The organism is Micromonospora sp. WMMD754, from assembly GCF_049315235.1.
Taxonomy (GTDB): domain Bacteria; phylum Actinomycetota; class Actinomycetes; order Mycobacteriales; family Micromonosporaceae; genus Micromonospora; species Micromonospora sediminicola.
Genome location: NZ_CP186058.1, coordinates 1207640 through 1229551, shown reverse-complemented (window position 1 = coordinate 1229551; position 21912 = coordinate 1207640). Strand labels below are relative to the sequence as shown.

Annotated in this window: 21 protein-coding genes and 1 riboswitch; of the genes, 15 read left to right on the top strand and 6 right to left on the bottom strand. The window is 75.1% G+C overall.

Annotation, left to right across the window (positions count from 1 at the left end; all coding sequences use genetic code 11):
* The 4 genes from rpsD to truA all read left to right on the top strand — a co-directional run bounded on the left by rpsD (nt 1) and on the right by truA (nt 3247).
* Nucleotides 1-627, top strand: coding sequence for a 30S ribosomal protein S4 (gene rpsD, locus ACN27B_RS05725; protein WP_091570104.1), 627 nt, complete (start codon nt 1-3; stop codon nt 625-627).
* A gap of 95 nt (nt 628-722) precedes the next feature.
* Complete coding sequence (locus tag ACN27B_RS05720) at nt 723-1745, top strand: DNA-directed RNA polymerase subunit alpha (RefSeq protein WP_007073009.1); 1023 nt, start codon at nt 723-725, stop codon at nt 1743-1745.
* A 34-nt stretch (nt 1746-1779) separates the two neighbouring features.
* Nucleotides 1780-2340 carry a 50S ribosomal protein L17 gene (gene rplQ / locus ACN27B_RS05715; protein ID WP_091570109.1) on the top strand — a complete coding sequence of 187 codons (561 nt, stop codon included), beginning with the start codon at nt 1780-1782 and terminating at the stop codon, nt 2338-2340.
* 73 nt (nt 2341-2413) lie between these two features.
* Nucleotides 2414-3247: a tRNA pseudouridine(38-40) synthase TruA gene (truA, locus tag ACN27B_RS05710; RefSeq protein WP_099163636.1), complete on the top strand. Its 834-nt coding sequence runs from the start codon at nt 2414-2416 to the stop codon at nt 3245-3247.
* 58 nt (nt 3248-3305) lie between these two features.
* Here truA and ACN27B_RS05705 read toward each other — a convergent pair whose 3' ends face one another.
* Nucleotides 3306-4454, bottom strand: a complete 1149-nt coding sequence (locus ACN27B_RS05705) for a hypothetical protein (protein ID WP_253866158.1) — start codon at nt 4452-4454, stop codon at nt 3306-3308.
* A gap of 126 nt (nt 4455-4580) precedes the next feature.
* Here ACN27B_RS05705 and ACN27B_RS05700 point away from each other — a divergent pair, with 126 nt between their 5' ends.
* The 4 genes from ACN27B_RS05700 to ACN27B_RS05685 all read left to right on the top strand — a co-directional run bounded on the left by ACN27B_RS05700 (nt 4581) and on the right by ACN27B_RS05685 (nt 8940).
* A complete protein-coding gene (locus ACN27B_RS05700) occupies nt 4581-5186 on the top strand; it encodes a class I SAM-dependent methyltransferase (protein WP_099164906.1) in 606 nt (201 codons plus the stop codon).
* Between the two features lie 41 nt (nt 5187-5227).
* Nucleotides 5228-6907 (top strand): ABC-F family ATP-binding cassette domain-containing protein, encoded by a 1680-nt coding sequence (locus tag ACN27B_RS05695; RefSeq protein WP_422743811.1) that lies wholly within the window; start codon nt 5228-5230, stop codon nt 6905-6907.
* Nucleotides 6904-7701, top strand: a complete 798-nt coding sequence (locus ACN27B_RS05690) for a nucleotidyltransferase domain-containing protein (protein WP_099163638.1) — start codon at nt 6904-6906, stop codon at nt 7699-7701. Before ACN27B_RS05695 ends, ACN27B_RS05690 begins: the two co-directional genes overlap by 4 nt.
* Before the next feature lie 276 nt (nt 7702-7977).
* Nucleotides 7978-8940, top strand: a complete 963-nt coding sequence (locus ACN27B_RS05685) for an aldo/keto reductase (protein ID WP_172967917.1) — start codon at nt 7978-7980, stop codon at nt 8938-8940.
* 855 nt (nt 8941-9795) lie between these two features.
* On the opposite strand, the gene ACN27B_RS05680 is transcribed toward ACN27B_RS05685, so the two are convergent.
* Nucleotides 9796-10707, bottom strand: coding sequence for an endonuclease domain-containing protein (locus ACN27B_RS05680; RefSeq protein WP_099163640.1), 912 nt, complete (start codon nt 10705-10707; stop codon nt 9796-9798).
* A gap of 118 nt (nt 10708-10825) precedes the next feature.
* Nucleotides 10826-10937, top strand: a riboswitch (TPP riboswitch).
* Here ACN27B_RS05680 and thiE point away from each other — a divergent pair.
* The 7 genes from thiE to thiC all read left to right on the top strand — a co-directional run bounded on the left by thiE (nt 10932) and on the right by thiC (nt 16859).
* Nucleotides 10932-11558, top strand: a complete 627-nt coding sequence (gene thiE / locus ACN27B_RS05675; protein ID WP_099163641.1) for a thiamine phosphate synthase — start codon at nt 10932-10934, stop codon at nt 11556-11558. (Overlaps the previous riboswitch by 6 nt.)
* Nucleotides 11552-12682 carry a glycine oxidase ThiO gene (gene thiO / locus ACN27B_RS05670; protein WP_422743807.1) on the top strand — a complete coding sequence of 377 codons (1131 nt, stop codon included), beginning with the start codon at nt 11552-11554 and terminating at the stop codon, nt 12680-12682. Before thiE ends, thiO begins: the two co-directional genes overlap by 7 nt.
* On the top strand, nt 12673-12873 hold the full coding sequence (thiS, locus tag ACN27B_RS05665) for a sulfur carrier protein ThiS (protein WP_422743805.1): 201 nt from the start codon (nt 12673-12675) through the stop codon (nt 12871-12873). Before thiO ends, thiS begins: the two co-directional genes overlap by 10 nt.
* A 5-nt stretch (nt 12874-12878) precedes the next feature.
* Nucleotides 12879-13652: a thiazole synthase gene (locus tag ACN27B_RS05660; RefSeq protein WP_422743803.1), complete on the top strand. Its 774-nt coding sequence runs from the start codon at nt 12879-12881 to the stop codon at nt 13650-13652.
* A 62-nt stretch (nt 13653-13714) separates the two neighbouring features.
* Nucleotides 13715-14464 (top strand): thiamine phosphate synthase, encoded by a 750-nt coding sequence (locus ACN27B_RS05655; protein WP_422745855.1) that lies wholly within the window; start codon nt 13715-13717, stop codon nt 14462-14464.
* Entirely contained in the window at nt 14461-15249 is a 789-nt protein-coding gene (thiD, locus tag ACN27B_RS05650; protein ID WP_422743800.1) for a bifunctional hydroxymethylpyrimidine kinase/phosphomethylpyrimidine kinase, read from the top strand. The genes ACN27B_RS05655 and thiD overlap by 4 nt, the downstream gene beginning before the upstream one ends.
* A 17-nt stretch (nt 15250-15266) precedes the next feature.
* Complete coding sequence (gene thiC / locus ACN27B_RS05645; protein ID WP_099163646.1) at nt 15267-16859, top strand: phosphomethylpyrimidine synthase ThiC; 1593 nt, start codon at nt 15267-15269, stop codon at nt 16857-16859.
* A 39-nt stretch (nt 16860-16898) separates the two neighbouring features.
* Here thiC and ACN27B_RS05640 read toward each other — a convergent pair whose 3' ends face one another.
* From ACN27B_RS05640 to ACN27B_RS05625, 4 genes are all read right to left on the bottom strand, one after another.
* Entirely contained in the window at nt 16899-19556 is a 2658-nt protein-coding gene (locus ACN27B_RS05640; RefSeq protein WP_099163647.1) for a hypothetical protein, read from the bottom strand.
* A 75-nt stretch (nt 19557-19631) separates the two neighbouring features.
* Complete coding sequence (locus tag ACN27B_RS05635) at nt 19632-19940, bottom strand: cupin (protein WP_091570158.1); 309 nt, start codon at nt 19938-19940, stop codon at nt 19632-19634.
* Complete coding sequence (locus ACN27B_RS05630) at nt 19937-20887, bottom strand: LLM class F420-dependent oxidoreductase (protein ID WP_099163648.1); 951 nt, start codon at nt 20885-20887, stop codon at nt 19937-19939. The genes ACN27B_RS05635 and ACN27B_RS05630 overlap by 4 nt, the downstream gene beginning before the upstream one ends.
* Before the next feature lie 2 nt (nt 20888-20889).
* Nucleotides 20890-21735, bottom strand: coding sequence for an ABC transporter ATP-binding protein (locus ACN27B_RS05625; protein ID WP_253866160.1), 846 nt, complete (start codon nt 21733-21735; stop codon nt 20890-20892).
* Nucleotides 21736-21912 lie beyond the last annotated feature (177 nt).

Sequence of the window (21912 nt, the reverse complement as noted above, 5' to 3'; positions counted from 1 at the left end):
ATGGCTCGTTACACCGGTGCTGACTGCCGCCGTTGCCGGCGGGAGAAGATGAAGCTGTTCCTCAAGGGCAGCAAGTGCGATGGTCCGAAGTGCCCGTTCGAGTCCCGGCCGTTCCCGCCCGGGCAGCACGGCCGCGGTCGGACCAAGGAGACGGAGTACCTGCTCCAGCTCCGTGAGAAGCAGAAGGCCCGTCGGGTCTACGGCGTGCTCGAGAAGCAGTTCCGCGGCTACTACGAAGAGGCCGTGGGCAAGAAGGCGAAGACCGGTGAGGTCCTCCTTCAGATCCTCGAGTCGCGGCTCGACAACGTGGTCTACCGGGCCGGCTACGCCAAGTCCCGGGACATGGCCCGTCAGCTGGTCAAGCACGGTCACTTCATGGTGAACGGCAAGAAGGTCGACATCCCGTCGTACCGCGTCAAGGAGCACGACATCATCGAGGTCCGGGGCAAGAGCAAGGAGCTCACCCCGTTCATCGTCGCGCAGGCCGAGGCCGGCTCCAAGACCGTTCCGGCGTGGCTCGAGGCCATCCCCAGCCAGATGAAGGTCCTCGTGCACTCGCTCCCGGCCCGTCAGGTGATCGACACCCAGGTCCAGGAGCAGCTGATCGTCGAGCTCTACTCCAAGTAAGGGCTCGCTGCGGTGGCCCGCCCTCCGGGGCGGGCCACCGGAACAGTTGTGTCGTGGGCGTCAAATAGCGGGCGCCCCGGAAGAGAAGAGAAAAGATGCTCATCAGCCAGCGACCGTCTCTCTCCGAAGAGTCGATCAACGAGACCCGCTCCCGGTTCACCATCGAGCCGCTGGAGCCCGGCTTCGGCTACACGCTGGGCAACTCGCTGCGGCGCACGCTGCTGTCGTCCATCCCGGGCGCGGCGGTCACCTCGATCAAGATCGACGGTGTGCTGCACGAGTTCACCACGATCCCCGGGGTCAAGGAGGACGTGGTCGAGCTCGTCATGAACATCAAGGAGCTGTGCGTCAGCTCCGAGCACGACGAGCCGGTCAGCATGTACCTGCGCAAGCAGGGCCCGGGCGACGTGACCGCCGGTGACATCCAGCCCCCGGCCGGTGTCTCGGTGCACAACCCGGACCTGAAGCTCGCCACCCTCAACGGCAAGGGCCGGCTCGACATGGAGCTGACCGTCGAGCGGGGTCGGGGCTACGTCACCGCGGCGCAGAACAAGCAGGCGGGCGCCGAGATCGGCCGGATCCCGGTCGACTCGATCTACTCGCCGGTGCTCAAGGTGACGTACCGCGTCGAGGCGACCCGGGTCGAGCAGCGGACCGACTTCGACCGGCTGATCATCGACGTCGAGACCAAGCCGTCGATGGGCCCGCGCACCGCGCTGGCCTCGGCCGGCTCGACGCTGGTGGAGCTGTTCGGGCTCGCCCGCGAGCTGGACGAGACCGCCGAGGGCATCGACATCGGGCCGTCCCCGCAGGACGCCCAGCTGGCGGCGGACCTGGCTCTGCCGATCGAGGAGCTGGACCTCACCGTCCGCTCCTACAACTGCCTCAAGCGCGAGGGCATCAACTCCGTTGGTGAGCTGATCGGGCGTACCGAGGCCGACCTTCTCGACATCCGCAACTTCGGTCAGAAGTCGATCGACGAGGTCAAGATGAAGCTCGCCGGGATGGGCCTGGGGCTGAAGGACTCGGCTCCGAACTTCGACCCGGCGCACGTCGTGGACGCCTTCGGCGAGGCCGACTACGACACCGACGACTACCGCGAGACCGAGCAGCTCTAGTCCGCGCTGCCGCCACACCTGAGGAGCACCAAGCATGCCCACGCCCACCAAGGGCCCCCGCCTCGGCGGCAGCCCCGCGCACGAGCGGCTGATGCTGGCCAACCTGGCCACCGCGCTGTTCCAGCACGGCAAGATCCAGACCACCGAGACGAAGGCCCGGCGGCTGCGTCCGCTGGCCGAGCAGCTCATCACCAAGGCCAAGCGCGGCGACCTCGCCTCGCGTCGGCGGGTGCTGGGCGTCGTCAAGGACAAGGACGTGGTCTACTCCCTGTTCGACCAGATCGCGCCCCGGTACGCCAACCGCAACGGTGGCTACACCCGGATCGTGAAGACCGGCCCGCGCAAGGGTGACGCCGCTCCGATGGCGATCATCGAGCTGGTGGAGGAGCTTCAGGTCGCCGAGCCGAAGGCGAACAAGAAGACCGCCGCCCGCAAGGCCGCCCAGCAGGACAAGGTCGAGGCCCTGGCCCCGGCCGAGGAGGCCCCGAAGTCCAGCGCCGGTGACCAGGACGCCGAGGCTCCGGTCTCCGCGTCCGGCGACACCGCCGCCGCCCGTGAGGACAGCGACGAGGCCACCGAGAACGACAAGGCCTGATCGCAGGCAGCATCGTCGGGCCCGGCACCCCCTCGTGGGGTGCCGGGCCCGACGCCGTCAACGGAGGTACGAGGTGAGCGAGCGGACCCGGCTGCGGCTGGACGTCTCGTACGACGGCACGGACTTCTCCGGCTGGGCGCCCCAGCCCACCCGGCGCACGGTCGCCGGGGTGCTCATGGAGGCCCTGGACCTGGTGCTCGGCGCGGGCACCGCGACCGGCCTGACCGTGGCCGGGCGCACCGACGCCGGGGTGCACGCCACCGGGCAGGTCTGCCACCTGGACCTGCCCACCGAGGTGTGGCGCGAGCACGACGGGCGGCTGCTGCGCCGGTTGGCCCGCCTCCTCCCGCCGGACGCCCGGGTCCGCGCGATGACCGAGGTCCCCGCCGACTTCGACGCCCGGTTCTCGGCCACCTACCGGCGCTACGAGTACCGGGTCACCGACGCGCCCTGGGGCGCCGAGCCGCTGCGCCGCCGGGACACCCTGGCCTGGCCGAAGCCGCTGGACCTGACCGCGCTCAACGCCGCCGCGACCGGGCTGGTCGGCGAGCACGACTTCGCCGCGTACTGCCGGCGCAAGGAGAACGCCACCACGCTGCGCGAGGTGACCCGGCTGGACTGGCGGCGCGACCCGGACGGGATCCTGGTCGCCACCGTGCAGGCCGACGCGTTCTGCCAGAACATGGTGCGCAGCCTGGTCGGCGCCATGCTGGTCGCCGGGGACGGGCGGCGGCCGGTGGAGTGGCCGGCCGGCCTGCTGAGCCGCCGGGAGCGGTCCAGCGAGGTGACCGTGGCGCCGGCACACGGCCTGGCGCTGGTCGAGGTCGGCTACCCGACCGACCCCGCCGAGTACGCCCGCCGCGCCGACCTCACCCGCCGGCTGCGCGTGCCCGTCGCGGAGGGCTGAGCGGACACGGAAGGGCCCGCCACCCCGCGTGGGGTGACGGGCCGTCGGCGGGCCGGGTTCAGTCGTCCGAGCCGCGTTGTCCGGCGCTGTCCTCGGTCGGACCGTCGGTGGGCTGGCCGGCCGTCCCGCCGGCGGCCCGGCGGTCCAGCACGCTCCGGTTCAGGTGCAGCTCGATCAGGTCGTACATGATCTCGCGGGCGGTGGTGTCGTCGGTCGGGATGCGCTCCCCGTCGGCGCGGGTGACGAGGCAGTAGGCGACGTAGTGGCCGCGTACCTGCCAGCCGACCCGGGCGGCGGCCTTCTCCACCGCCTCGGTGTCGTCGCCCGCCTTCATGCCGCGGAAGCGGCCCTGCCGGTCGTCCAGCAGCGGTCGGATCCGGTCGCGCACCCGCTGGGCGCTGGCCACGTCGGTCAGGTTGAACAGGCCGGCGGTGACCAGGTGGTCGCCGTCGGGGGAGCGGAGCGTGCCCCGGACCACCTGGTTGCAGCCGAGCCGGACCAGCAGGTCGGCGATCTCGCCGGTGGCGGCGGAGGCGCAGTTGGCGCTCGCCTGGGTCTTGAGCACCCGGTAGGCCGGCTTGCCGTCGGTGATCACCAGGCTCTTGGCCGGGAAGACCTCCTTGGCGGTCAGCGCCGCCTGGTCGGTGTCCCGGGAGTCCAGGTCGGACCCGGCGGGCGCGGTGGTCTGCTCGACCGTCGGCTGCGGCGTCGGCTGGCCGGCCGGTGGGGTGGTGACCCGCTCGTCGAGCAGCGCCGCGACGGCCAGCCCGGTCAGCGAGAGCAGGAGCAGCACGGCGGCGCCGCCGATCAGCGTCTGCAGGACCCGGCCGCCGCGCCGGCGGTCGGTGTGCCGGGTCCGCGGCGGGTCCCACGCGTCGCCGGTACGCGCGGTCGGGCTGGCCGGGATCGGCACGGTCGGCCGGGCGGTCGCGGCCGGCACGGGCTGCGGGACCGGCGGCGCGGGCTGTGGCACCGGGGACGGCTCCCGGGGCGGCGCGGGGCGGCCCGGCGTCGGCGCCGGCGGCGCGGGCGCGGGCGCGCGGGCGGCGTCGCCGGCCGGCCGGGCCGGTGGCAGCGACGGGGTGGGGAAGCGGGAGGGCGACGGGCCCGCGGGCGGCGGCGTCGCGGCTCCGGGCCCGGTGGGGGCCGACCCGGGCTTCGGGTACTCCAGGAAGGCGTCCTCGTCGGACTCGTACCGGTACACCATGTGGGATAGAGTAGGGCCGATTGTCCCTTTCAGGGGTAATATCGGGAAATTCTGGCGGAGTGGCGTCCGATGCTCCCCGCCGCACCGTCGCCGGGCCCGCTGCCGGCCGGTGCGACAATGCCGGACGTGACCGGCGACCACTACTTCACCGCTGAACCGACGACCCCGGCCCGCCCGCGCGAGGTCGAGTTCTCCGTCGCCGGGCGCGACTACACCCTCACCTCGGCCGCCGGCGTCTTCTCCGCCGACCGGCTCGACCCCGGCACCGCGGTGCTGCTGCGCAAGGCGGCACTGCCCTCCGCCGGCGAGACCGGTCCGCTGCTCGACATCGGGTGCGGGTTCGGCCCGATCACCTGCGTCCTGGCCACCGTCGCGCCGGCCGCCACGGTCTGGGCGGTGGACGTCAACGAGCGGGCCCGCGCCCTCACCACCACCAACGCGGCCCGGGTCGACGCCGCCGACCGGGTCCGCGCCGTCGCCCCGGACGAGATGCCGGCGGACGTCACCTTCACCCAGATCTGGTCCAACCCGCCGATCCACATCGGCAAGGCGGAACTGCACGACCTGCTGCTGCGCTGGCTGCCCCGGCTCACCCCGGACGGCGTGGCGTGGCTGGTCGTCGCCCGCCACCTCGGCGGCGACTCGCTGCACCGCTGGCTGGTCGAGCAGGGATGGCAGGTCGACCGGCACGCCAGCCAGAAGGGCTACCGGGTGCTCCGGGTCACCCGGTAATCGGGTGTCGCCCGCGTGGCCCGCTCGGGCAGGATGCCCGCGTGGGATACGTGGACGTGGCAGGGGTCGGGCACATCCTCCCGGACGGCCGGGAGCTGTTCGGCGACGTGTCGTTCCGGGTCGGCGAGGGCGCCAAGGTGGCGCTCGTCGGCCCCAACGGCGCCGGCAAGACCACGCTGCTGCGGATGGTCGCCGGTGACCTGCCGGTGCGCACCGGCGTGATCGCCCGCAGCGGCGGGCTCGGCGTGATGCGGCAGTTCATCGGCATGATCGGCGACGAGTCGACGCTCGCCGACCTGGCCCTGTCGCTGGCGCCGCCGGCGCTGCGCGACGCCGGGCGGCGGCTCGCCGAGACCGAGGCGGCCATGCGGTCGGCCGAGGTCCGCGGCAAGTACAGCTCCGCTGCCGCCAAGACCCAGCTCGCGTACGCCGACGCCCTCGCCGCCTGGGGTGAGACCGGCGGGTACGACGCCGAGGTGCTCTTCGACACCGTCGCCACCGTCGTGCTGGACCTGCCCTGGGACAGCGCCCGGGAACGGCCGGTACGCACGCTCTCCGGCGGCCAGCAGAAGCGCTTCGCGCTGGAGCTGCTGCTGCGCGGCCCGGACGAGGTGCTGCTGCTCGACGAGCCGGACAACTTCCTCGACGTGCCCGGCAAGCGGTGGCTGGAGGCGCGACTGCGCGAGTCCGGCAAGTCGGTGCTCTACGTCTCGCACGACCGCGAGCTGCTGGCCCAGACCGCCGACCGGGTGGTGGCCGTCGAGGGCGGCAGCGCCTGGGTGCACCCGGGTGGCTTCGCGAGCTGGCACTCCGCTCGGGTGGCCCGGCACGACCGCCTCGACGAACTGCGCAAGCGCTGGGACGAGGAGCACGAGAAGCTGCGCGAGCTGATGCTGATGTACAAGCAGAAGGCCGCGTACAACTCGGGAATGGCCTCGCGGTACCAGGCCGCGCAGACCCGGTTGCGCAAGTTCGAGGAGGCCGGGCCGCCGCCCGTACCCCCGAAGGACCAGGACATCCGGATGCGGCTGACCGGCGGGCGGACCGGCAAGCGGGCGGTGATCGCCGAGCAGCTGGAGCTGGACGGCCTGACGTACCCGTTCGACCTGGAACTCTGGTACGGCGACCGGGTCGCGGTGCTCGGCGCGAACGGCACCGGCAAGTCGCACTTCCTGCGGCTGCTGGCCCGCGGCGGCACCGATCCGGACCCGGGCAACACGCCTGTCGACGGCGCCGCCGCCCTCGCGCCGGTCGCGCACGGCGGCGTGGTCCGGCTCGGCGCGCGGGTCCGGCCGGGGCACTTCTCGCAGACCCACGACCGGCCGGAGTTGATGGACAAGACGCTCGTCGAGGTGCTGTGGCGCGGTGACGAGCACCGGGCCGGGATGGACCGGCACGCGGCCATGGGGGCGCTGTCCCGCTACGAGCTGGCCGGCCAGGGCGACCAGCGGTTCGGCACGCTCTCCGGCGGCCAGCAGGCCCGGTTCCTGGTGCTGCTGCTGGAGCTGTCCGGGGCCACGCTGCTGCTGCTCGACGAGCCGACCGACAACCTCGACCTGGCCTCCGCCGAGGCCTTGGAGGCCGGGCTGACCGCCTTCGAGGGGACGGTGATCGCGGTGACCCACGACCGCTGGTTCACCCGTACCTTCGACCGGTTCGTGCTGTTCCGGGGTGACGGCGACGTGGTCGAGACGCCGGAACCGGTCTGGGACGTCGGATGATCGACCAGGGACTGGTCGACCGGCTGTGCGCGGTCGACGGCGTGGTCGCGGTGGCGCTCGGCGGCAGCCGGGCCCGCGGCGACCACCGGCCCGACTCCGACTGGGACCTCGGGCTCTACTACCGGGGCGAGCCGGACCTGGCCGCGCTGCGCGCGGTGGCCGCCTCGGTCGCCGACGGCCCGGTGGACCTCACCGCGCCCGGTGACTGGGGGCCCTGGGTCGACGGCGGCGGCTGGCTGCGCGTCGGCGGGGCAGCGGTGGACTGGATCTACCGGGACCTGGACCGCGTGCGGCGGATCTGGGCGGACTGCCGGGCCGGCCACTACACGGTGCAGGTGCAGGCCGGTCATCCGCTCGGCTTCTACTCGCACGCGTACGCGGGGGAGGTGGCGCTCGGGCAGGTGCTCGGCGACCCGACCGGTGAGCTGACCGCGTTGCGGGCCGAGACCGTCGACTACCCGCCCGCGCTCGGCGCCGCGCTGCTGGCCGGCGGCTGGGAGACCGGGCTGCTGCTCGACGGCGCGGCGAAGGGGGCGGCCGGGGGCGACGCCGGCTACGTCGCCGGGTGTCTGTTCCGCGTCGTCGGGGTGCTGGCGCACGCGTTGCACGGCCGGGCGGGGCGGTGGCTGGTCAACGAGAAGGGCATGATCACTGCCGCCGGCCGGTTGCCGGGTGCGCCGCCGGACTTCGCCGACCGGGCGCACGCGCTGTTCGGCGCGGTGGGGCGTACCCCGCTGGAGTTGGCGGCGACGGTCGCCGACGCCCGCGCGCTGGCCGCCGACGTGCTGGGCTGAGCGGTCTGCGGCGGTCGTGCGGCGCGGCGCGTGGGCGGGCGGACGTTCGGTGCTGGTCGTGCGGCGTGGCGCGTGGGCAGGCGGACGTTCGGCGATGGTGGCGCGGCGGCGGCGGCGTGGCGTGGCGTGACGGCGGCGTGGCGTGACGGCGGCGTGGCGGCGCGGCGTGGCGCGGGGCGTCCGCCGGACGCCTGTGGAGCTGATGCCGCGGACGACTCACCTCGGCGGTGACCCGGCCCGGCGCTCGCCGGGTGGCGGCACGGGCGCGGGCATAGGGTGGATCTCGTGAGTGAGATGACCTACCGCCGGCTGGGCGACTCCGGACTCGTGGTGTCCGTGGTCGGCATCGGCTGCAACAACTTCGGCCGCAAACTCGACAGCGACGGCACCCGGGCGGTGGTGGACGCCGCGCTCGACGCCGGGATCACCTTCTTCGACACCGCCGACATCTACGGCGAGCCGCAGGGCGGCTCCGAGGAGCTGCTCGGGCAGGCGCTCAAGGGACGCCGCGACGACGTGGTGGTCGCCACCAAGTTCGGGATGGACATGCACGGCGCGAACGGGCCGGATCACGGCGCCCGGGGCGCCCGCCGCTACATCGCCCGCGCGGTCGAGGCGTCGCTGCGCCGGCTCGGCACCGACCACATCGACCTCTACCAGATGCACGAGCCGGACCCGGGCACGCCGATCGACGAGACGCTCGCCGCGCTGGACGACCTGGTGACCGCCGGCAAGGTGCGCTACCTCGGCAACTCCAACTTCGCCGGGTGGCAGATCGCCGACGCCGACTGGACCGCGTCGTCGCAGGGCCGCACCCGGTTCATCTCCGCGCAGAACCACTACTCGCTGCTGGAACGCGGCGTGGAGGACGAGGTGATCCCCGCCTGCGAGCGGTTCGGCCTCGGCATGCTGCCGTTCTTCCCGCTCGCGAACGGGCTGCTCACCGGCAAGTACAAGCGCGACGAGGCGCCCCCGGCGGGCAGCCGGCTGGCCGGCGGCGGCCGGTACGCCGAGCGGCTGGCCGCCGCGCGCTGGGACACCATCGAGGCGATCGAGGCGTACGCGGCCGAGCGCGGGATCAGCATGCTCCAGGTGGCCATCGGCGGGCTGGCCGCCCGGCCCGCGGTGACCTCGGTGATCGCCGGCGCCACCACGCCCGAGCAGGTACGCGCCAACGCCGAGGCGGGCACCTGGCAGCCGTCCGACGAGGACCTGGACGCCCTCGACGCCCTCCTCTGACGGATCCCCGCCGGCGTGGCCGCCCTTCGGCGTGGCCGCCCTTCGGCGTGGTGGGCCGCCGGGGCGATGCGGCGTGGCCGTTCTTCGGCGTGGCCGCCCTTCGGCGTGGTGGGCCGCCGGGGCGATGCGGCGTGGCCGTTCTTCGGCGTGGCCGCCCTTCGGCGTGGCCGCCCTTCGGCGTGGCCGCCCTTCGGCGTGGCCGCCCTTCGGCGTGGTGGGCCGCCGGGGCGATGCGGCGTGGCCGTTCTTCGCGTGGCGGCCCTCGGGCGGGCTGACCGTCCGAGTGGCGACCGTCGGCGGCCACCTTCAGCGTGGCGGCCTGCGCCGCAGCCACCCTCGGCGCGCCACGTTTCCCCTGGCGATCCACCGGCGAGTGCCGCCCCGGCTAGACACCCATGGTGTTCCACTCAGCGCCAGCGCTCACCGTGAGTGGAACGTCATGGGTGTCAAACGAGCGCTGAGGCACCCATGGTGTTCCACCCACGGCCGGTCCTGGCGGCGGGTGGAACGTCATGGGTGCCTGCGGGCGGGGCTGACGTCCGTGGCGTCTCAGGACCGAGGAGCGCTACGACCGCCCGGACGGCGTCGACCTGGCCCGCCTACTGCGGGGCGGGGGCCGATGGGCGGGGCGGGCCGATGGGCGGGGCGGGGGCCGACGGGCGGGGCGGGCCGACGGGCGGGGCGGGGCTGACGGGCGGGGCGGCACGTCGGGCGGAGGCGGGCGTCGGGCTGGGCCGAGGAGCGGGGCGGCGCGCCGGGCGTCGGGCCGGGCCGAGGGGCAAGGCGTTCGGGCGGGGCGTCGGGCGTGGCGTTCGGGTGTGGGCGCTTGGGGGCGCGGCGCGTGGGGACACCGGGTCAGTGCGGCGGTGCGGTGGTGAGGCGTTCGGCGAGGGCCTGGCGGACCAGGGCGACGGTGGCGTCCGGACGGCGCAACACGTCGTCGGCGGTGAACCGGAGCACCACCCAACCGGCCGCGCGGAGCGCGTTCAGGCGCGCCACGTCGCGGCGGAAGTGAGCCCGCTCGCGGTGGTGGTCGCCGTCGTACTCGATCGCGAGGCGGAGCGCCGGCCAGGCCAGGTCGACCCGGGCCACGAAGTGCCGGCCCGCGCGTACCTCGTGCTGGGCGACGAGCGGGCCGAGGCCGGCGTCGAGGAGGAGCAGCCGCAGGCGGGTCTCCATCGGGGACTCGCTCGACGGCTCGGCCAGCGCCAACACCTCGCGCAGCAGCGGAGCGCCCGGCCAGCCCGGTCGGTCGGCGGCGTAGACGCGCACGGCGGGCAGCGTCACCACCCGGCGGCGTAGCAGCGCGTCGAGGGCGACCAGCGCGTCGACGCGTGCCCCCTGCCGACCCAGGTCGAACGCGGTGCGCAGGGTGGTGGTGACGGGGAGCCCGCCGAACCGGGTCCGATCCCGGTCGGGCAACGGAGACCGGGCGACCGACAGGCGTGGGTGCGGGCGCAGCCGGGCGGGGCGCGGCAGCAGCACCGTCACGGGCGCGTCCCGGCCGAGCAGGTCCACCCCGAACATCCAGGCGGCGCTGCGTCCCGCCAGCGCGGCACCCGGCGGCAGGCGCAACGCCACCGCCTCGCACCACATCCGGTGGTCGTCGGCGCGGTGGGCGTCGCGGTGCACGTACACGTCAGGCAACAGGCGGATCCATGTCGGCCCGCGCAGCATCGTCCAGGTCAGCAGCCCTTCGGAGACGGCACGGCTGCCCCGGAACGGCAGGATTGCCAGGCGGCGCGGGACCCGGACGGGAACGGACATCCCGGCAGCGTGTCGTGACGAGACGGTCACCCGTGGTCCCGGTACGGCATGTGGACGGTTCCTGGGAAAAACGTCACCCGGTCTTCCGTCCGACGGGGAGGCGTCGTACGGTAGGCCGCAAGTGACCCACGGGAGCCCGGTGTGGACCGGGCTGAGAGGGGGGCTGGGAGCCCCCGACCGTCGAACCTGATCCGGGTAATGCCGGCGCAGGGAGGAGCGTTGCCGTGCCGTCCCTGGGACGACTGCATCTCATCACCGACACCCGGCCGGGGCGTGACCCGCTCGCCGTGCTGCGTGCCGCCCTGCCCGTGGCGGGTGCCGACCTCGTCGTGCAGGTGCGCGTGGAGGACGACGCCACCGACCGGGAGGCGTACGAGCTGGCCCGCCTGGTGGTCGACGCCTGCCGGCCGTACGGGGCGCGGTGCCTGGTCAACGACCGGTTGCACGTGGCGGTGGCGGTGGCCGCCGGCGGGGGCCACGTCGGGGCGGACGACCTGCCGGTCGCCGCCGCGCGCCGGGTGCTCGGCCCGGACGCCGTGCTCGGCGCCACCGCCCGTGAGCCGGACGGCGCCCGAGCGGCCGTCGCCGCCGGCGCGAGCTACCTGGGCGTCGGCCCGTGCCACGCCACCGCCACCAAGTCCGGCCTGCCCACGCCGATCGGCCCGGCGGGGGTACGCGCCGTCGCCGGGGCGGTGGACGTGCCGGTGATCGCCATCGGCGGGGTGACCGCCGCCACCGTGCCGGCGCTGCGGGCCGCCGGGGCGTACGGGGTGGCGGTGGTGGGGGCGGTCAGCGGGGCGGCCGACCCGGCCCGGGCAACCGCCGAGCTGCTCGGTGCGCTGACGTGTTAAGCAGGGGCCCTTCCTCTACCGGAGGCGTTAACAGGGGGCCCTTCCTTACCGACGTGGCGGTGGTGGGTGGCGGGCCGATCGGGTGGGCGATCGCGTGGCGGTGCGCCCAGCGCGGGCTGCGCGTGGTGGTGTACGACGACCGGCCCGGGTCGGGTGCCTCCTCGGTGGCCGCCGGGATGCTCTCGCCGGTCGCCGAGGCGTACTTCGGGGAGCACGAGCTGACCGGGCTGCTGGTCGCGTCCGCCGCCCGCTGGCCCGCGTTCGCCGCGGAGCTGACCGCGGCGAGCGGCGTCGACCTCGGGCATCGCACCGAGGGCACGCTCGTCGTCGGGCTCACCGCCGACGACCTGGCCGAGGCGCGGCGGCTGTGGTCGTACCAACAGGCTCTGGCACTGCCGATCACGCCGCTGCGCCCCTCGGAGCTGCGCGACCGCGAGCCGGCGCTGGCCCCCCGGGTGCGCGGCGGCGCCGTGGCGCCCGGCGACCACCAGGTCGACCCGCGCCGGCTGGTCACCGCGTTGCGCGTGGCGGCCGAGCGGGCCGGCGTCACGCTGCGGCCGGTGCGGGTCGGCGCGCTGTCCGAGGTGGACGCCCGGGTCACCGTGGCCGCGGCGGGCTGCGGCGCGGCGGCGCTGACCGGCCTGCCGGTCCGGCCGGTCAAGGGCCAGGTGCTGCGACTCCGCGCGCCCGCCGGCGGCCCGCCGGGCTTCCGGCACGTGATCCGGGGGTACGCCGACGGCGAGGCGGTCTATCTGGTGCCCCGGGATAGCGGCGAGGTGGTGGTCGGCGCGACCGTCGAGGAGCGCGCGGACACCGCTGTCACCGCCGGAGGCGTGCTGACGCTGCTGCGCGCCGCCACCGAGCTGGTGCCGGAACTCGTCGAGTACGAGCTGGTGGAGGCCGTCGCCGGGCTGCGCCCCGGTACGCCCGACAACGCACCGATCATGGGGCCACTGCCCGGGCGGCCGGGCGTGCTCGCCGCCACCGGCCACCACCGGCACGGCATCGTGCTCACCCCGGTCACCGCCGACCTGGTCACCGAACTGATCGTCGGCGGCGAGCCGGATCCGGCACTCGCCCCCTTCACCCCGGACCGGTTCGGGAAGGAGCCCAGGTGGAACTGATCGTCAACGGCACGGAACGGACGCTGCCCGACGGCGTCACCGTGGCCGAGGTGGTCCGTACGGTCACCGACCGGGAGCGCGGCCTCGCGGTCGCGGTGAACGGCGAGGTGGTGCCGCGCGGCAGCTGGTCGGCGAGCGTGCTGTGCGACGGCGACCGCGTCGAGGTGCTCAGCGCCACGCAGGGCGGGTGAGGCGGATGTCCGCGTTGGAGATCGGCGGGGTCGGGTTCGGCTCCCGGCTCGTCCTCGGCACCGGCGGCGCGGCCAACCTGCACGTGCTGGAGCAGGCGATCCGCGCCTCCGGCACCGAGCTGGTGACACTGGCGCTGCGCCGGGTGGACACCACGCCAGGCGGGTCGGGCGGCCTGCTGGACCTGGTGGAGCGGTGCGGCGTACGGCTGCTTCCCAACACGGCCGGCTGCCGGACCGCCGTCGAGGCGGTGAAGACGGCGCACCTGGCCCGGGAGGCGTTCGACACCGACTGGGTGAAGCTGGAGGTGATCGGCGACGAGCGCACGCTGCTGCCCGACGGGGTGGAGCTGCTGCGCGCCGCCGAGGAACTCGTTGCGGACGGGTTCACCGTGCTGCCGTACACCTCGGACGATCCGGTGCTGGCCCGGCGGCTGGCCGACGTGGGGTGCGCGGCGGTGATGCCGGCCGGGTCGCCGATCGGCTCCGGTCTGGGCATCGGCAACCCGCACCACATCCGGCTGATCCGGCAGGCCGTCGACGTTCCGGTGGTGCTCGACGCGGGCATCGGCACCGCCTCCGACGCCGCGCTCGCGATGGAGCTGGGCTGCGACGCGGTGCTGCTGGCCAGCGCCGTGACCCGGGCCGCCGACCCGGTGGCGATGGCCACGGCGATGCGGTACGCGGTCGAGGCCGGCCGCCTGGCGTACGGCGCGGGCCGCATCGCCCGCCGCTTCCACGCCCTGGCGTCCACGCCGGACGAGGGACGGCCCGACCTGTGACCGCCGTACGCGCTGCGGATCTTGGTACGGATGCGCCCCTGGAGGGGCGGCCCCGTACCAAGATTCACGCCGCCCCGACCGGGGTCGTGGTGCTGACCGATCGGCGGGTCGCTCGGGGGGCGCTCGTCGACGTGGTCGCGGGTGCCGTGGGCGGGGGAGTGCGGTGGGTGGTGCTGCGGGAGAAGGACCTGCCCCGCGCCGACCGCCTCGCGCTCGCCGTCGACCTGCGCGCGATCCTCGCCGAGGCAGGCGGCACGCTCGTCGTCGCCGGACCGGACCCGCTCGACGGGGACGCGGTGCATCTGCCCGCCGCCGGCCCGTACCCGCCGCCCGCCGTCGGACTGGTCGGCCGCTCCTGCCACGACACCGCCGAGCTGGCCCGGCTCACCACCGAGGACTACGTGACGCTGTCGCCGGTCCACGAGACAAGGACAAAGCCCGGCCACGGCCCGGCACTGCGCCCGGACGGGTTGCGCAAGCTGATCGCGGTCAGCCCTGCGCCGGTGCTCGCCCTCGGCGGCATCGAAACCCCGGCTCAGGTCACCGCATGCGTCGAGGCGGGCGCCGCCGGCGTAGCCGTGCTGGGCGCGATCATGCGCGCCGACGACCCGAGAGAAACCGCCACCACGCTGGGCAGAGCCTTCCAGGAGGCGGCCACCCACCTTGTCACCAGCCCTGCGCGTCCCGGCGAACGTCCCCACGAGACAGGGCTGCGGCCGACCGTGACCACGGAGGGATCAAGCCTGACCGCCCGGAGTGGGCACGGTCGGCCGCAGCCCTCAACCGCAACCACCGGAGAAGGAGAGCAGTGACGCCAGACACGATCCTCACGATCGCCGGCTCCGACTCCGGGGGCGGCGCCGGCATCCAGGCCGACCTGAAGACGTTCGCCGCGCTCGGCGCGTACGGCACGAGCGTGCTCACCGCCGTCACCGCGCAGAACACCCGGGGCGTCGACGCGGTCCTGCCGCTGCCCCCGCAGACCGTGCGCGACCAGCTGGACAGCGTGCTCGGCGACTTCGCCGTCCGCGCGGTGAAGACCGGGATGCTCGGCACTCCCGCGGTCGCCGACGCGGTGGCCGAGGCGGCCCGGGCCGGGAGGCTGCCCCGGCTGGTCGTCGACCCGGTGCTGGTCGCCACCAGCGGGCACCGGCTCGGCGTGGTGGAGGCGGTCGAGCGGCTGCTCCCGTACGCCGAGGTGGCGACGCCGAACTGCGCGGAGGCCGCGGCCCTCACGGGAGGCCCGGTGGGCACCGTCGAGGAGATGGTCGCGGCGGCCGAGGCGCTGGCGGCGCGCGGACCGGCGTTCGTGGTGGTGACCGGCGGTGACGTGGACGCGGCCGGCGAGTCGGTGGACGTGCTGGCGGGCGGGGGGACTACGCGGCTGCTGCGCGCGCCCCGGGTGGACACCCGGCACAACCACGGCACCGGTTGTTCGTTCGCGGCCGCCGTCGCGGTCCGGTTGGCCTCCGGCGACCCGGTGCCGGTCGCGGTGGAGGCCGCCAAGGAGTACGTCACCCGCGCGCTGACCGGCGCGCGGAGCTGGGAGCTGGGCGCGGGTCGCGGCCCGCTGGACCACTTCGGCTGGTCCGCTTGACCGACAGGGAGGCTGTCATGCAGGCACGTCGCAAGGTGTACGTGGAAGGGTCCCGGCCGGACGTCCGGGTGCCGTTCGCCGAGGTGGCGCTGACCGGGGACAACCCGCCGGTCCGGCTCTACGACACCTCCGGCCCCGGCTCCGACCCGGAGGTCGGGCTGCCCGCGCTGCGCGGGCCGTGGATCACCGAGCGCGGCGACGTGGCGCCGGTCCGGGGCGCCGGCACCCCGCTGGCCGGGGTGGACGGGAAGCGGCCGACGCAGCTCGCGTACGCCCGGGCCGGGATCGTCACCCCGGAGATGGAGTTCGTGGCGATCCGGGAGTCGGTGGCGCCGGAGTTCGTCCGGGACGAGATCGCGGCCGGGCGGGCGGTGCTGCCGTTGAACGTCAACCATCCGGAGTGCGAGCCGGCGATCATCGGCAAGGCGTTCCTGGTCAAGGTCAACGCCAACATCGGCACCTCGGCGGTGACCTCGTCGGTGGCGGAGGAGGTGGAGAAGCTCACCTGGGCGACCCGGTGGGGCGCGGACACCGTGATGGACCTGTCCACCGGTAAGCGGATCCATGAGACCCGCGAGGCGATCGTGCGCAACGCCCCGGTGCCGATCGGCACCGTGCCGATCTACCAGGCGCTGGAGAAGGTCGGCGGCGACCCGGTGAAGCTGAGCTGGGAGGTGTTCCGCGAGACGGTGGTCGAGCAGGCCGAGCAGGGCGTCGACTACATGACGGTGCACGCCGGGGTGCTGCTGCCGTACGTGCCGCTCGCCGTGGACCGGGTGACCGGCATCGTCTCCCGGGGCGGCTCGATCATGGCCGCCTGGTGCCTGGCGCACCACGAGGAGAACTTCCTCTACACGAACTTCGCCGAGCTGTGCGCGATCCTGGCCCGCTACGACGTGACGTTCTCCCTCGGCGACGGCCTGCGCCCCGGGTCCATCGCGGACGCCAACGACGAGGCGCAGTTCGCCGAGCTGCGCACGCTCGGCGAGCTGACGAAGGTCGCCTGGGAGCACGACGTCCAGGTGATGATCGAGGGCCCGGGGCACGTGCCGATGCACAAGATCAAGGAGAACGTCGACCTCCAGCAGGAGTGGTGCCACGAGGCGCCGTTCTACACGCTCGGTCCGCTGACCACCGACGTCGCGCCCGCGTACGACCACATCACCTCCGCGATCGGCGCGGCGATGATCGGCATGTTCGGCACCGCGATGCTCTGCTACGTCACGCCGAAGGAGCACCTCGGGCTGCCGGACCGGGACGACGTGAAGGCGGGCGTGATCGCCTACAAGATCGCGGCGCACGCGGCCGACCTGGCCAAGGGGCACCCCGGCGCGCAGGCGTGGGACGACGCGCTGTCCAAGGCCCGGTTCGAGTTCCGCTGGGAGGACCAGTTCAACCTGGCGCTCGACCCGGAGACCGCGCGGGCCTACCACGACGCGACGCTGCCGGCGGAGCCGGCGAAGACCGCGCACTTCTGCTCGATGTGCGGGCCGAAGTTCTGCTCCATGAAGATCACCCAGGAGTTGAAGGACTACGCGGCGCGCGGCATGCGCGGCAAGTCCGAGGAGTTCGTCGCCTCCGGTTCCCGGGTCTACCTGCCGCTGGCCTGAGCGTTTCCGGGGCCGGGGCTCTCCCCGGCCCCGGAGGGCTCAGTCGCGGTGGTGCCGGCCGGTCCGCAGCGAGCGGGCGTCGTCGGCGTTGTCGTCCGAGGCGAGACCGGCGACCCAGTCGACGTACTCGTCGTCGGTCGTGGCGTCCGGCTCGGCCGTACGGTCTGCCGGATCGGGCTCGCCCTTGGCCCGGTTGCGCCGGAACAAGCCCCGCCGGGCCCTGGTCTTCCCGCCGACTGCGTCGGCGTCCTCCGGGTCGGCGTGCCGCCCCCGCTCCCCGGTCGGGTCCGGCTCGGCGCCGTCCGGAACGGGACCGGGCTGCGCCGGCACGGTCGTGTCGGCGGCGGTCCGGGGCGGCTCCGGGACGGTCGGGCCGGCGGGCCGGGCGTTGGTGGCCAGCGCGTCCCAACCGGTGCTCCGGCCCGGCTCGGGCAGTCCCTGGTGCCGGGGGCGGGGGGCCGGCTCGGCGCGGGCGGCCCGGTCGTCGCCGTCCCGGCCGGTGGCCGGCCCGCCCGGCCCGCTCGCGCTGTCCGGACGCGTCGGCCGGCTGGCGATCGGCCAGGCCGGTCGCACCTCGCCCGGCCGTTCGGCGACGTCCTCGAAGATGGGGAACCGGGGCCGGGGCGACGGGGGCGCGGCGGGCGGGCCGGCCGGCTCGGCGTCGTCGAAGAAGAAGCTCCGGGCGCGGGCCAGCTTCGGCTCGACCGGTGACTCGACGGCCGGCGGGACGATCGGCATGTCCGCGCCGCCCGGCTTCTCCGTGGCGGCCGGCGTTCCCGTGGCGGCCGGCGCCGGGTCGGTCGGTGTCGGGCCGGTCGGTGTCGGGCCGGGCGGCGCCGGGTCGGGCGGTGTCGGGTCGGGCGGTGTCGGGTCGGCGGTGTCGCGCGGGGCGGAGGCGGTGGCCGCGGCGATCGGGCCCGCCGGCGGGCCGTCCCCGGCCGGTGGCGTGGTGGCGGACACCGGCGCGGCGTCGCTCCGGCTGGTCCGGGAGGCGCGCGTGCGGCGCGACCGGGTGGGCCGGCCGGTGCCCTCGTCACCCGGAACGGCGGCGTCCACCGCCGGTACGGCGGCGTCGCGCGTCGGGCTCCGCGTCGCGTCGGGTGCCGTGACCGGCTCGGGCGTACCGCTCTCGGCGGCGGGGGTGTCTCCGGTCGGCGTCCGGTCGTCGGTGGACCGCTCGGCCGCCCGGCCGCGTCGTGCCCGCGCGGCGCGTGCCGGGGCGGGGGGCGTCTCGGCCGGGCGGGGGGCGGACGCCGCCGGGTCGGTCCGCGGCTCCGGTTCCGGCTCGACGGCCCCGCTGGTCGAGGCGGTCGCCCCGCCGGTGGCCGTCGGCGCGTCGGCGGCCGGGCTGCCGCCGGTCGCGGTCTCCGCGACCGCCGGGGCCGGCTCAGTGACCGGGGCCGGCGCGGTGGCGGTCATCGGCGCGGCGGCGGCATCGGTTCGGGGACGCGGTGGGGTGTCGGTCGGGTCCGGCCCGGCCGACGGCTGCGGCCCGGGCCGGCCGGCGGCCAGCACGTCGATGGCCGAGGTCCGCCGGCCCGGGGACAACAGGCCGGACACCGGGCGGGTGCGGGCGTGGTCCTCGTCGTCCGGCTGGCCCGACCCGGTGGGTGGCCCCGGAACGGCCGGCTGCTCCGGGGCGACGTGCCGAGGGCCGGGGGACGCGCCGGCGGAGCCGCCGGTCTCCGGCCAGTCCCAGTGCGCGGGTGCGGGCCCGCCGGGCGCGGCCGGGGACGCCGCCGCGCCGGTGGCCGCGACGGTGGTGCCGGTGGCCGAAGCGGCGCCGGTGGTCGTGGGCGGCAGCGGCGCCAGGATGTCGGTCGGTTCCACGGCGTCGCCGGCCGCGCCGATCGGCCGGGGGAGCACGGTGGTGGCGGTCGAGCCGAGCGCTCCGGCGACGACCGCGATCAGCGCGCCGTAGTAGGGCGCGAGCTGGTAGCGGTCGGTCGCGGTCCCGGGGCCGGCGGTCAGGTAGGCGAAGGCGACCAGCACCGGGCCGGCCGCCCCGGCCGCACCGCCGACCAGCGGCGGGTGCCCGGCCCGCCGGGCCAGCACGCCGACCGCGCCGCCCGCGAGCAGGGCCAGCACCGGCAGCAGCAGCATGGCCAGCCGCTGCGCCGCGGCCGGGTCCAGCCAGGACGGTTCGAGGACCCCCAGCCGTACGGTGGCCAGCGGGCGGTTGGCGACGATCGTCGGCGCGACGGAGAGCAGGGCGAGCAGCCAGACGATCCCGGCGGTGCCCGCGACGCCCCAGCCGAACGGCGGCTTGAGCAGCACGGCGATGGCCGCGCCCGCGCCCACCACCGCGCCGAGGGCGGCGCATATGCCGGCGGCCCACACCGGGTCGACCGAGCCGCCCAGTTCGGCGGCGCGGGCCGGCTGCATGCAGAGCGGGGCGACCACGATCGCGCCCAGCGCGCTGACGCCGGCGACGGAGAGCAGCTCGGTGGTGCCGGCGGGGACCTCGTCCCGGCGGGCGAAGCGCTCGGTGAGGACGGCCCCGGCGACCGTGGCGACCGCGGCGAACCAGCCGACCCAGGCGAGCTGGGCGGGCCACCGGTTGACCGAGGCGTCGACGAACGCGCCGTCGAGTCGGACGACGCCGAAGCCGTACGCGATGCCGAGCTGGCCGGCACCGGCCAGCACACTCACCCCGAGCGCCGTGAGCAGCAGCCTGCCCCACGTCCGAAAGGCCATGTCGGGCACGTTACGGCCCGGTGCCGCCGATCGCCACCTTGCCGCCGCGCGGCGCGGCGAACCCCGTCGGCGTGGCTACGTCAACTCGACCAGACGGGCGAGGTAGGTGGTGTCACCGACGTTGGTCAGCATGTGCACCGCGCCCGGGTCGCGGTAGACCACCCCGCCGGTGGGCTCGTCGGCGTCGATCGTGACGCCGTCGATCGTCTGCACCACGTTCTTCGCTCCCTGGACCGCCACCACCAGGTACGGGTGGTCGTGCCGGTGCAGCGGCTGCCGCTCGCCCGGCTCCAGCCGGATGTGCCAGACGCGTACCCGGTCGTTCTCGAAGACGATCTCCTGGCCCACCGGGCCGAGTTCGGGTTCGGCGGAGAGGTCGGTCATCGTGGTCCGTCCAGTTGGGGGAGCACCTCGGCAGCGATCAGCTCCACGTGGTCGAGGTCGTCGAAGTCGATCAGCCGCAGGTGGACCCGGGTGGTCCCGACCGCGGCGAACTCGCCGAGCCGGTCGACGAGCTGGGCCGGGGAGCCGACCACCGGGTCCTCCGGCGGGAGCGCGCTGGTGACGTGCAGCGGCGCGGCCCGGCGCCGTGCCTCGGCGTCGGTGCGTCCGATCGCCACCACGACGCCGGCGGAGAGCGTCAGGGGCGCGCGGCCGGAGGCGTCGCGGCCGGTGCGGTCGCACGCCTCGCGGACCCGCTCGTACGCGGCGGCCGTCTCGGCGACGCTCTTGAACGGCATGTTGAACTCGTCGGCGTACCGGGCGGCCAGCTCGGGGGTGCGCTTCGGGCCGCGGCCGCCCACGATCACCGGCGGGCCGGGCTGCTGCACCGGCTTGGGCAGCGCGGGCGCGTCGGTCAGGCGGTAGTGCTCGCCGGTGAAGCTGTACGTCTCGCCGAGCGGGGTGCGCCACAGCCCGGTGACGATCTCCAACTGCTCGGCCAGGCGGTCGAACCGCTCGTTGACCGGCGGGAACGGGATGCCGTAGGCGGTGTGCTCGCGCTCGAACCAGCCGGCGCCGATGCCCAGCTCGACCCGGCCGCCGCTCATCCGGTCGACCTGGGCGACCATGACGGCCAGCGGTCCGGGCAGGCGGAAGGTCGCCGAGGTGACCAGCGTGCCGAGTCGGATCCGGGAGGTCTCCCGGGCCAGCGCGGCGAGCGTGAGCCAGGCGTCGGTGGGGCCGGGCAGCGCCGGCTCGTCTCCCATGGCCCGGTAGTGGTCGGCCCGGAAGAAGCCCTCGAAGCCGGTCTCCTCGACGAGCCGGGCGAACCGGAGCTGGTCGTCGTAGTCCGCTCCGCGGTGGGGTTCGGTGAAGACCGAGACCCGCATGGTCACCGTCCTCCCGCCGCCGCGGCCCGCGGCGGCGTCTCGGTCGACGCGGCCGGCGGGTCCGCCGGGCCGGCCGACGCGGGTACGCCCGGGGCGTCCCGCTCCATCAGCAGTTCGTGCAGCTCGGCGCTGATCCGCGCGACGTCGGCCAGGTGCGCGTGCCGGCCCAGGGTGCGGGGCCGGGGCACGGCCACCTCGACCACCTCGCGGATCCGGCCGGGGCGGGGGCTGAGCACGACCACGCGGTCGGCCAGCAGCACCGCCTCGTCGATCGAGTGGGTGACGAAGACGATGGTGGCCTTCGTGTCCATGTGCACCCGCTGCAGCTCGCCGGAGAGCTCCTCCCGGGTCAGCGCGTCGAGCGCGGAGAACGGCTCGTCCATCAGCATCACCCGAGGCGAACCGATCAGCGACCGGCAGAGCGAGACGCGTTGCTGCATGCCGCCGGAGAGCTCGTGCGGCAGGCGCTTCTCGAAGCCGCCCAGCCCGGCCATCTCCAGCAGCTCGCGGGCCCGGTCGCGGTGCTTGGCCCGGCTCCAGCCGAAGATCTCCACCGGCAGCAGGACGTTGTCGAGCACCGTGCGCCAGGGCAGCAGGGCCGGCCGCTGGAACAGCATGGCCACGTCCCGCCGCGGCTTCGTGATCGGCGTGCCGGCGACGGTGATCTCGCCGGCGGTGACCGGCAGCAGGCCGGCGATCATGCGCAGCAGCGTGGACTTGCCGCAGCCGGACCGGCCCAGGACGGCGACGAACTCACCCTCGGCGACGTCGAGGTCGATGCCGCGCAGTGCCTCCACCCGCCCCGAACGGCCGTCGAAGGTGCGGGACACCCCGGACAGTCGAATCATCTCCCGCCGGCTCCCTTCCACCGTCGTCGCGAACGTGAGCCGGGCTAGCGTAGCGGGGATCGTGCTTATAGCACCGTCCGGGGTGGACGTCAGTCCGCTTTCCGTCACGCAACTTCGTTTCCTTTCCGCAACCCGGACGGTTGCGGCGCGTCATCAGCCTTCTCGTACGCTGTTGCG

What these genes read in the sequence shown, in the direction of transcription:
- ACN27B_RS05660 (WP_422743803.1), top strand. Translation starts at nt 12,879, where the DNA reads ATGTCCGCGTTGGAGATCGGCGGGGTCGGGTTCGGCTCCCGGCTCGTC.
- ACN27B_RS05705 (WP_253866158.1), bottom strand. Translation starts at nt 4,454, where the DNA reads ATGGTGTACCGGTACGAGTCCGACGAGGACGCCTTCCTGGAGTACCCG.
- ACN27B_RS05640 (WP_099163647.1), bottom strand. Translation starts at nt 19,556, where the DNA reads ATGGCCTTTCGGACGTGGGGCAGGCTGCTGCTCACGGCGCTCGGGGTG.
- ACN27B_RS05690 (WP_099163638.1), top strand. Translation starts at nt 6,904, where the DNA reads ATGATCGACCAGGGACTGGTCGACCGGCTGTGCGCGGTCGACGGCGTG.
- ACN27B_RS05720 (WP_007073009.1), top strand. Translation starts at nt 723, where the DNA reads ATGCTCATCAGCCAGCGACCGTCTCTCTCCGAAGAGTCGATCAACGAG.
- ACN27B_RS05625 (WP_253866160.1), bottom strand. Translation starts at nt 21,735, where the DNA reads ATGATTCGACTGTCCGGGGTGTCCCGCACCTTCGACGGCCGTTCGGGG.
- ACN27B_RS05680 (WP_099163640.1), bottom strand. Translation starts at nt 10,707, where the DNA reads ATGTCCGTTCCCGTCCGGGTCCCGCGCCGCCTGGCAATCCTGCCGTTC.
- ACN27B_RS05635 (WP_091570158.1), bottom strand. Translation starts at nt 19,940, where the DNA reads ATGACCGACCTCTCCGCCGAACCCGAACTCGGCCCGGTGGGCCAGGAG.
- thiC (WP_099163646.1), top strand. Translation starts at nt 15,267, where the DNA reads ATGCAGGCACGTCGCAAGGTGTACGTGGAAGGGTCCCGGCCGGACGTC.
- rplQ (WP_091570109.1), top strand. Translation starts at nt 1,780, where the DNA reads ATGCCCACGCCCACCAAGGGCCCCCGCCTCGGCGGCAGCCCCGCGCAC.
- ACN27B_RS05630 (WP_099163648.1), bottom strand. Translation starts at nt 20,887, where the DNA reads ATGCGGGTCTCGGTCTTCACCGAACCCCACCGCGGAGCGGACTACGAC.
- rpsD (WP_091570104.1), top strand. Translation starts at nt 1, where the DNA reads ATGGCTCGTTACACCGGTGCTGACTGCCGCCGTTGCCGGCGGGAGAAG.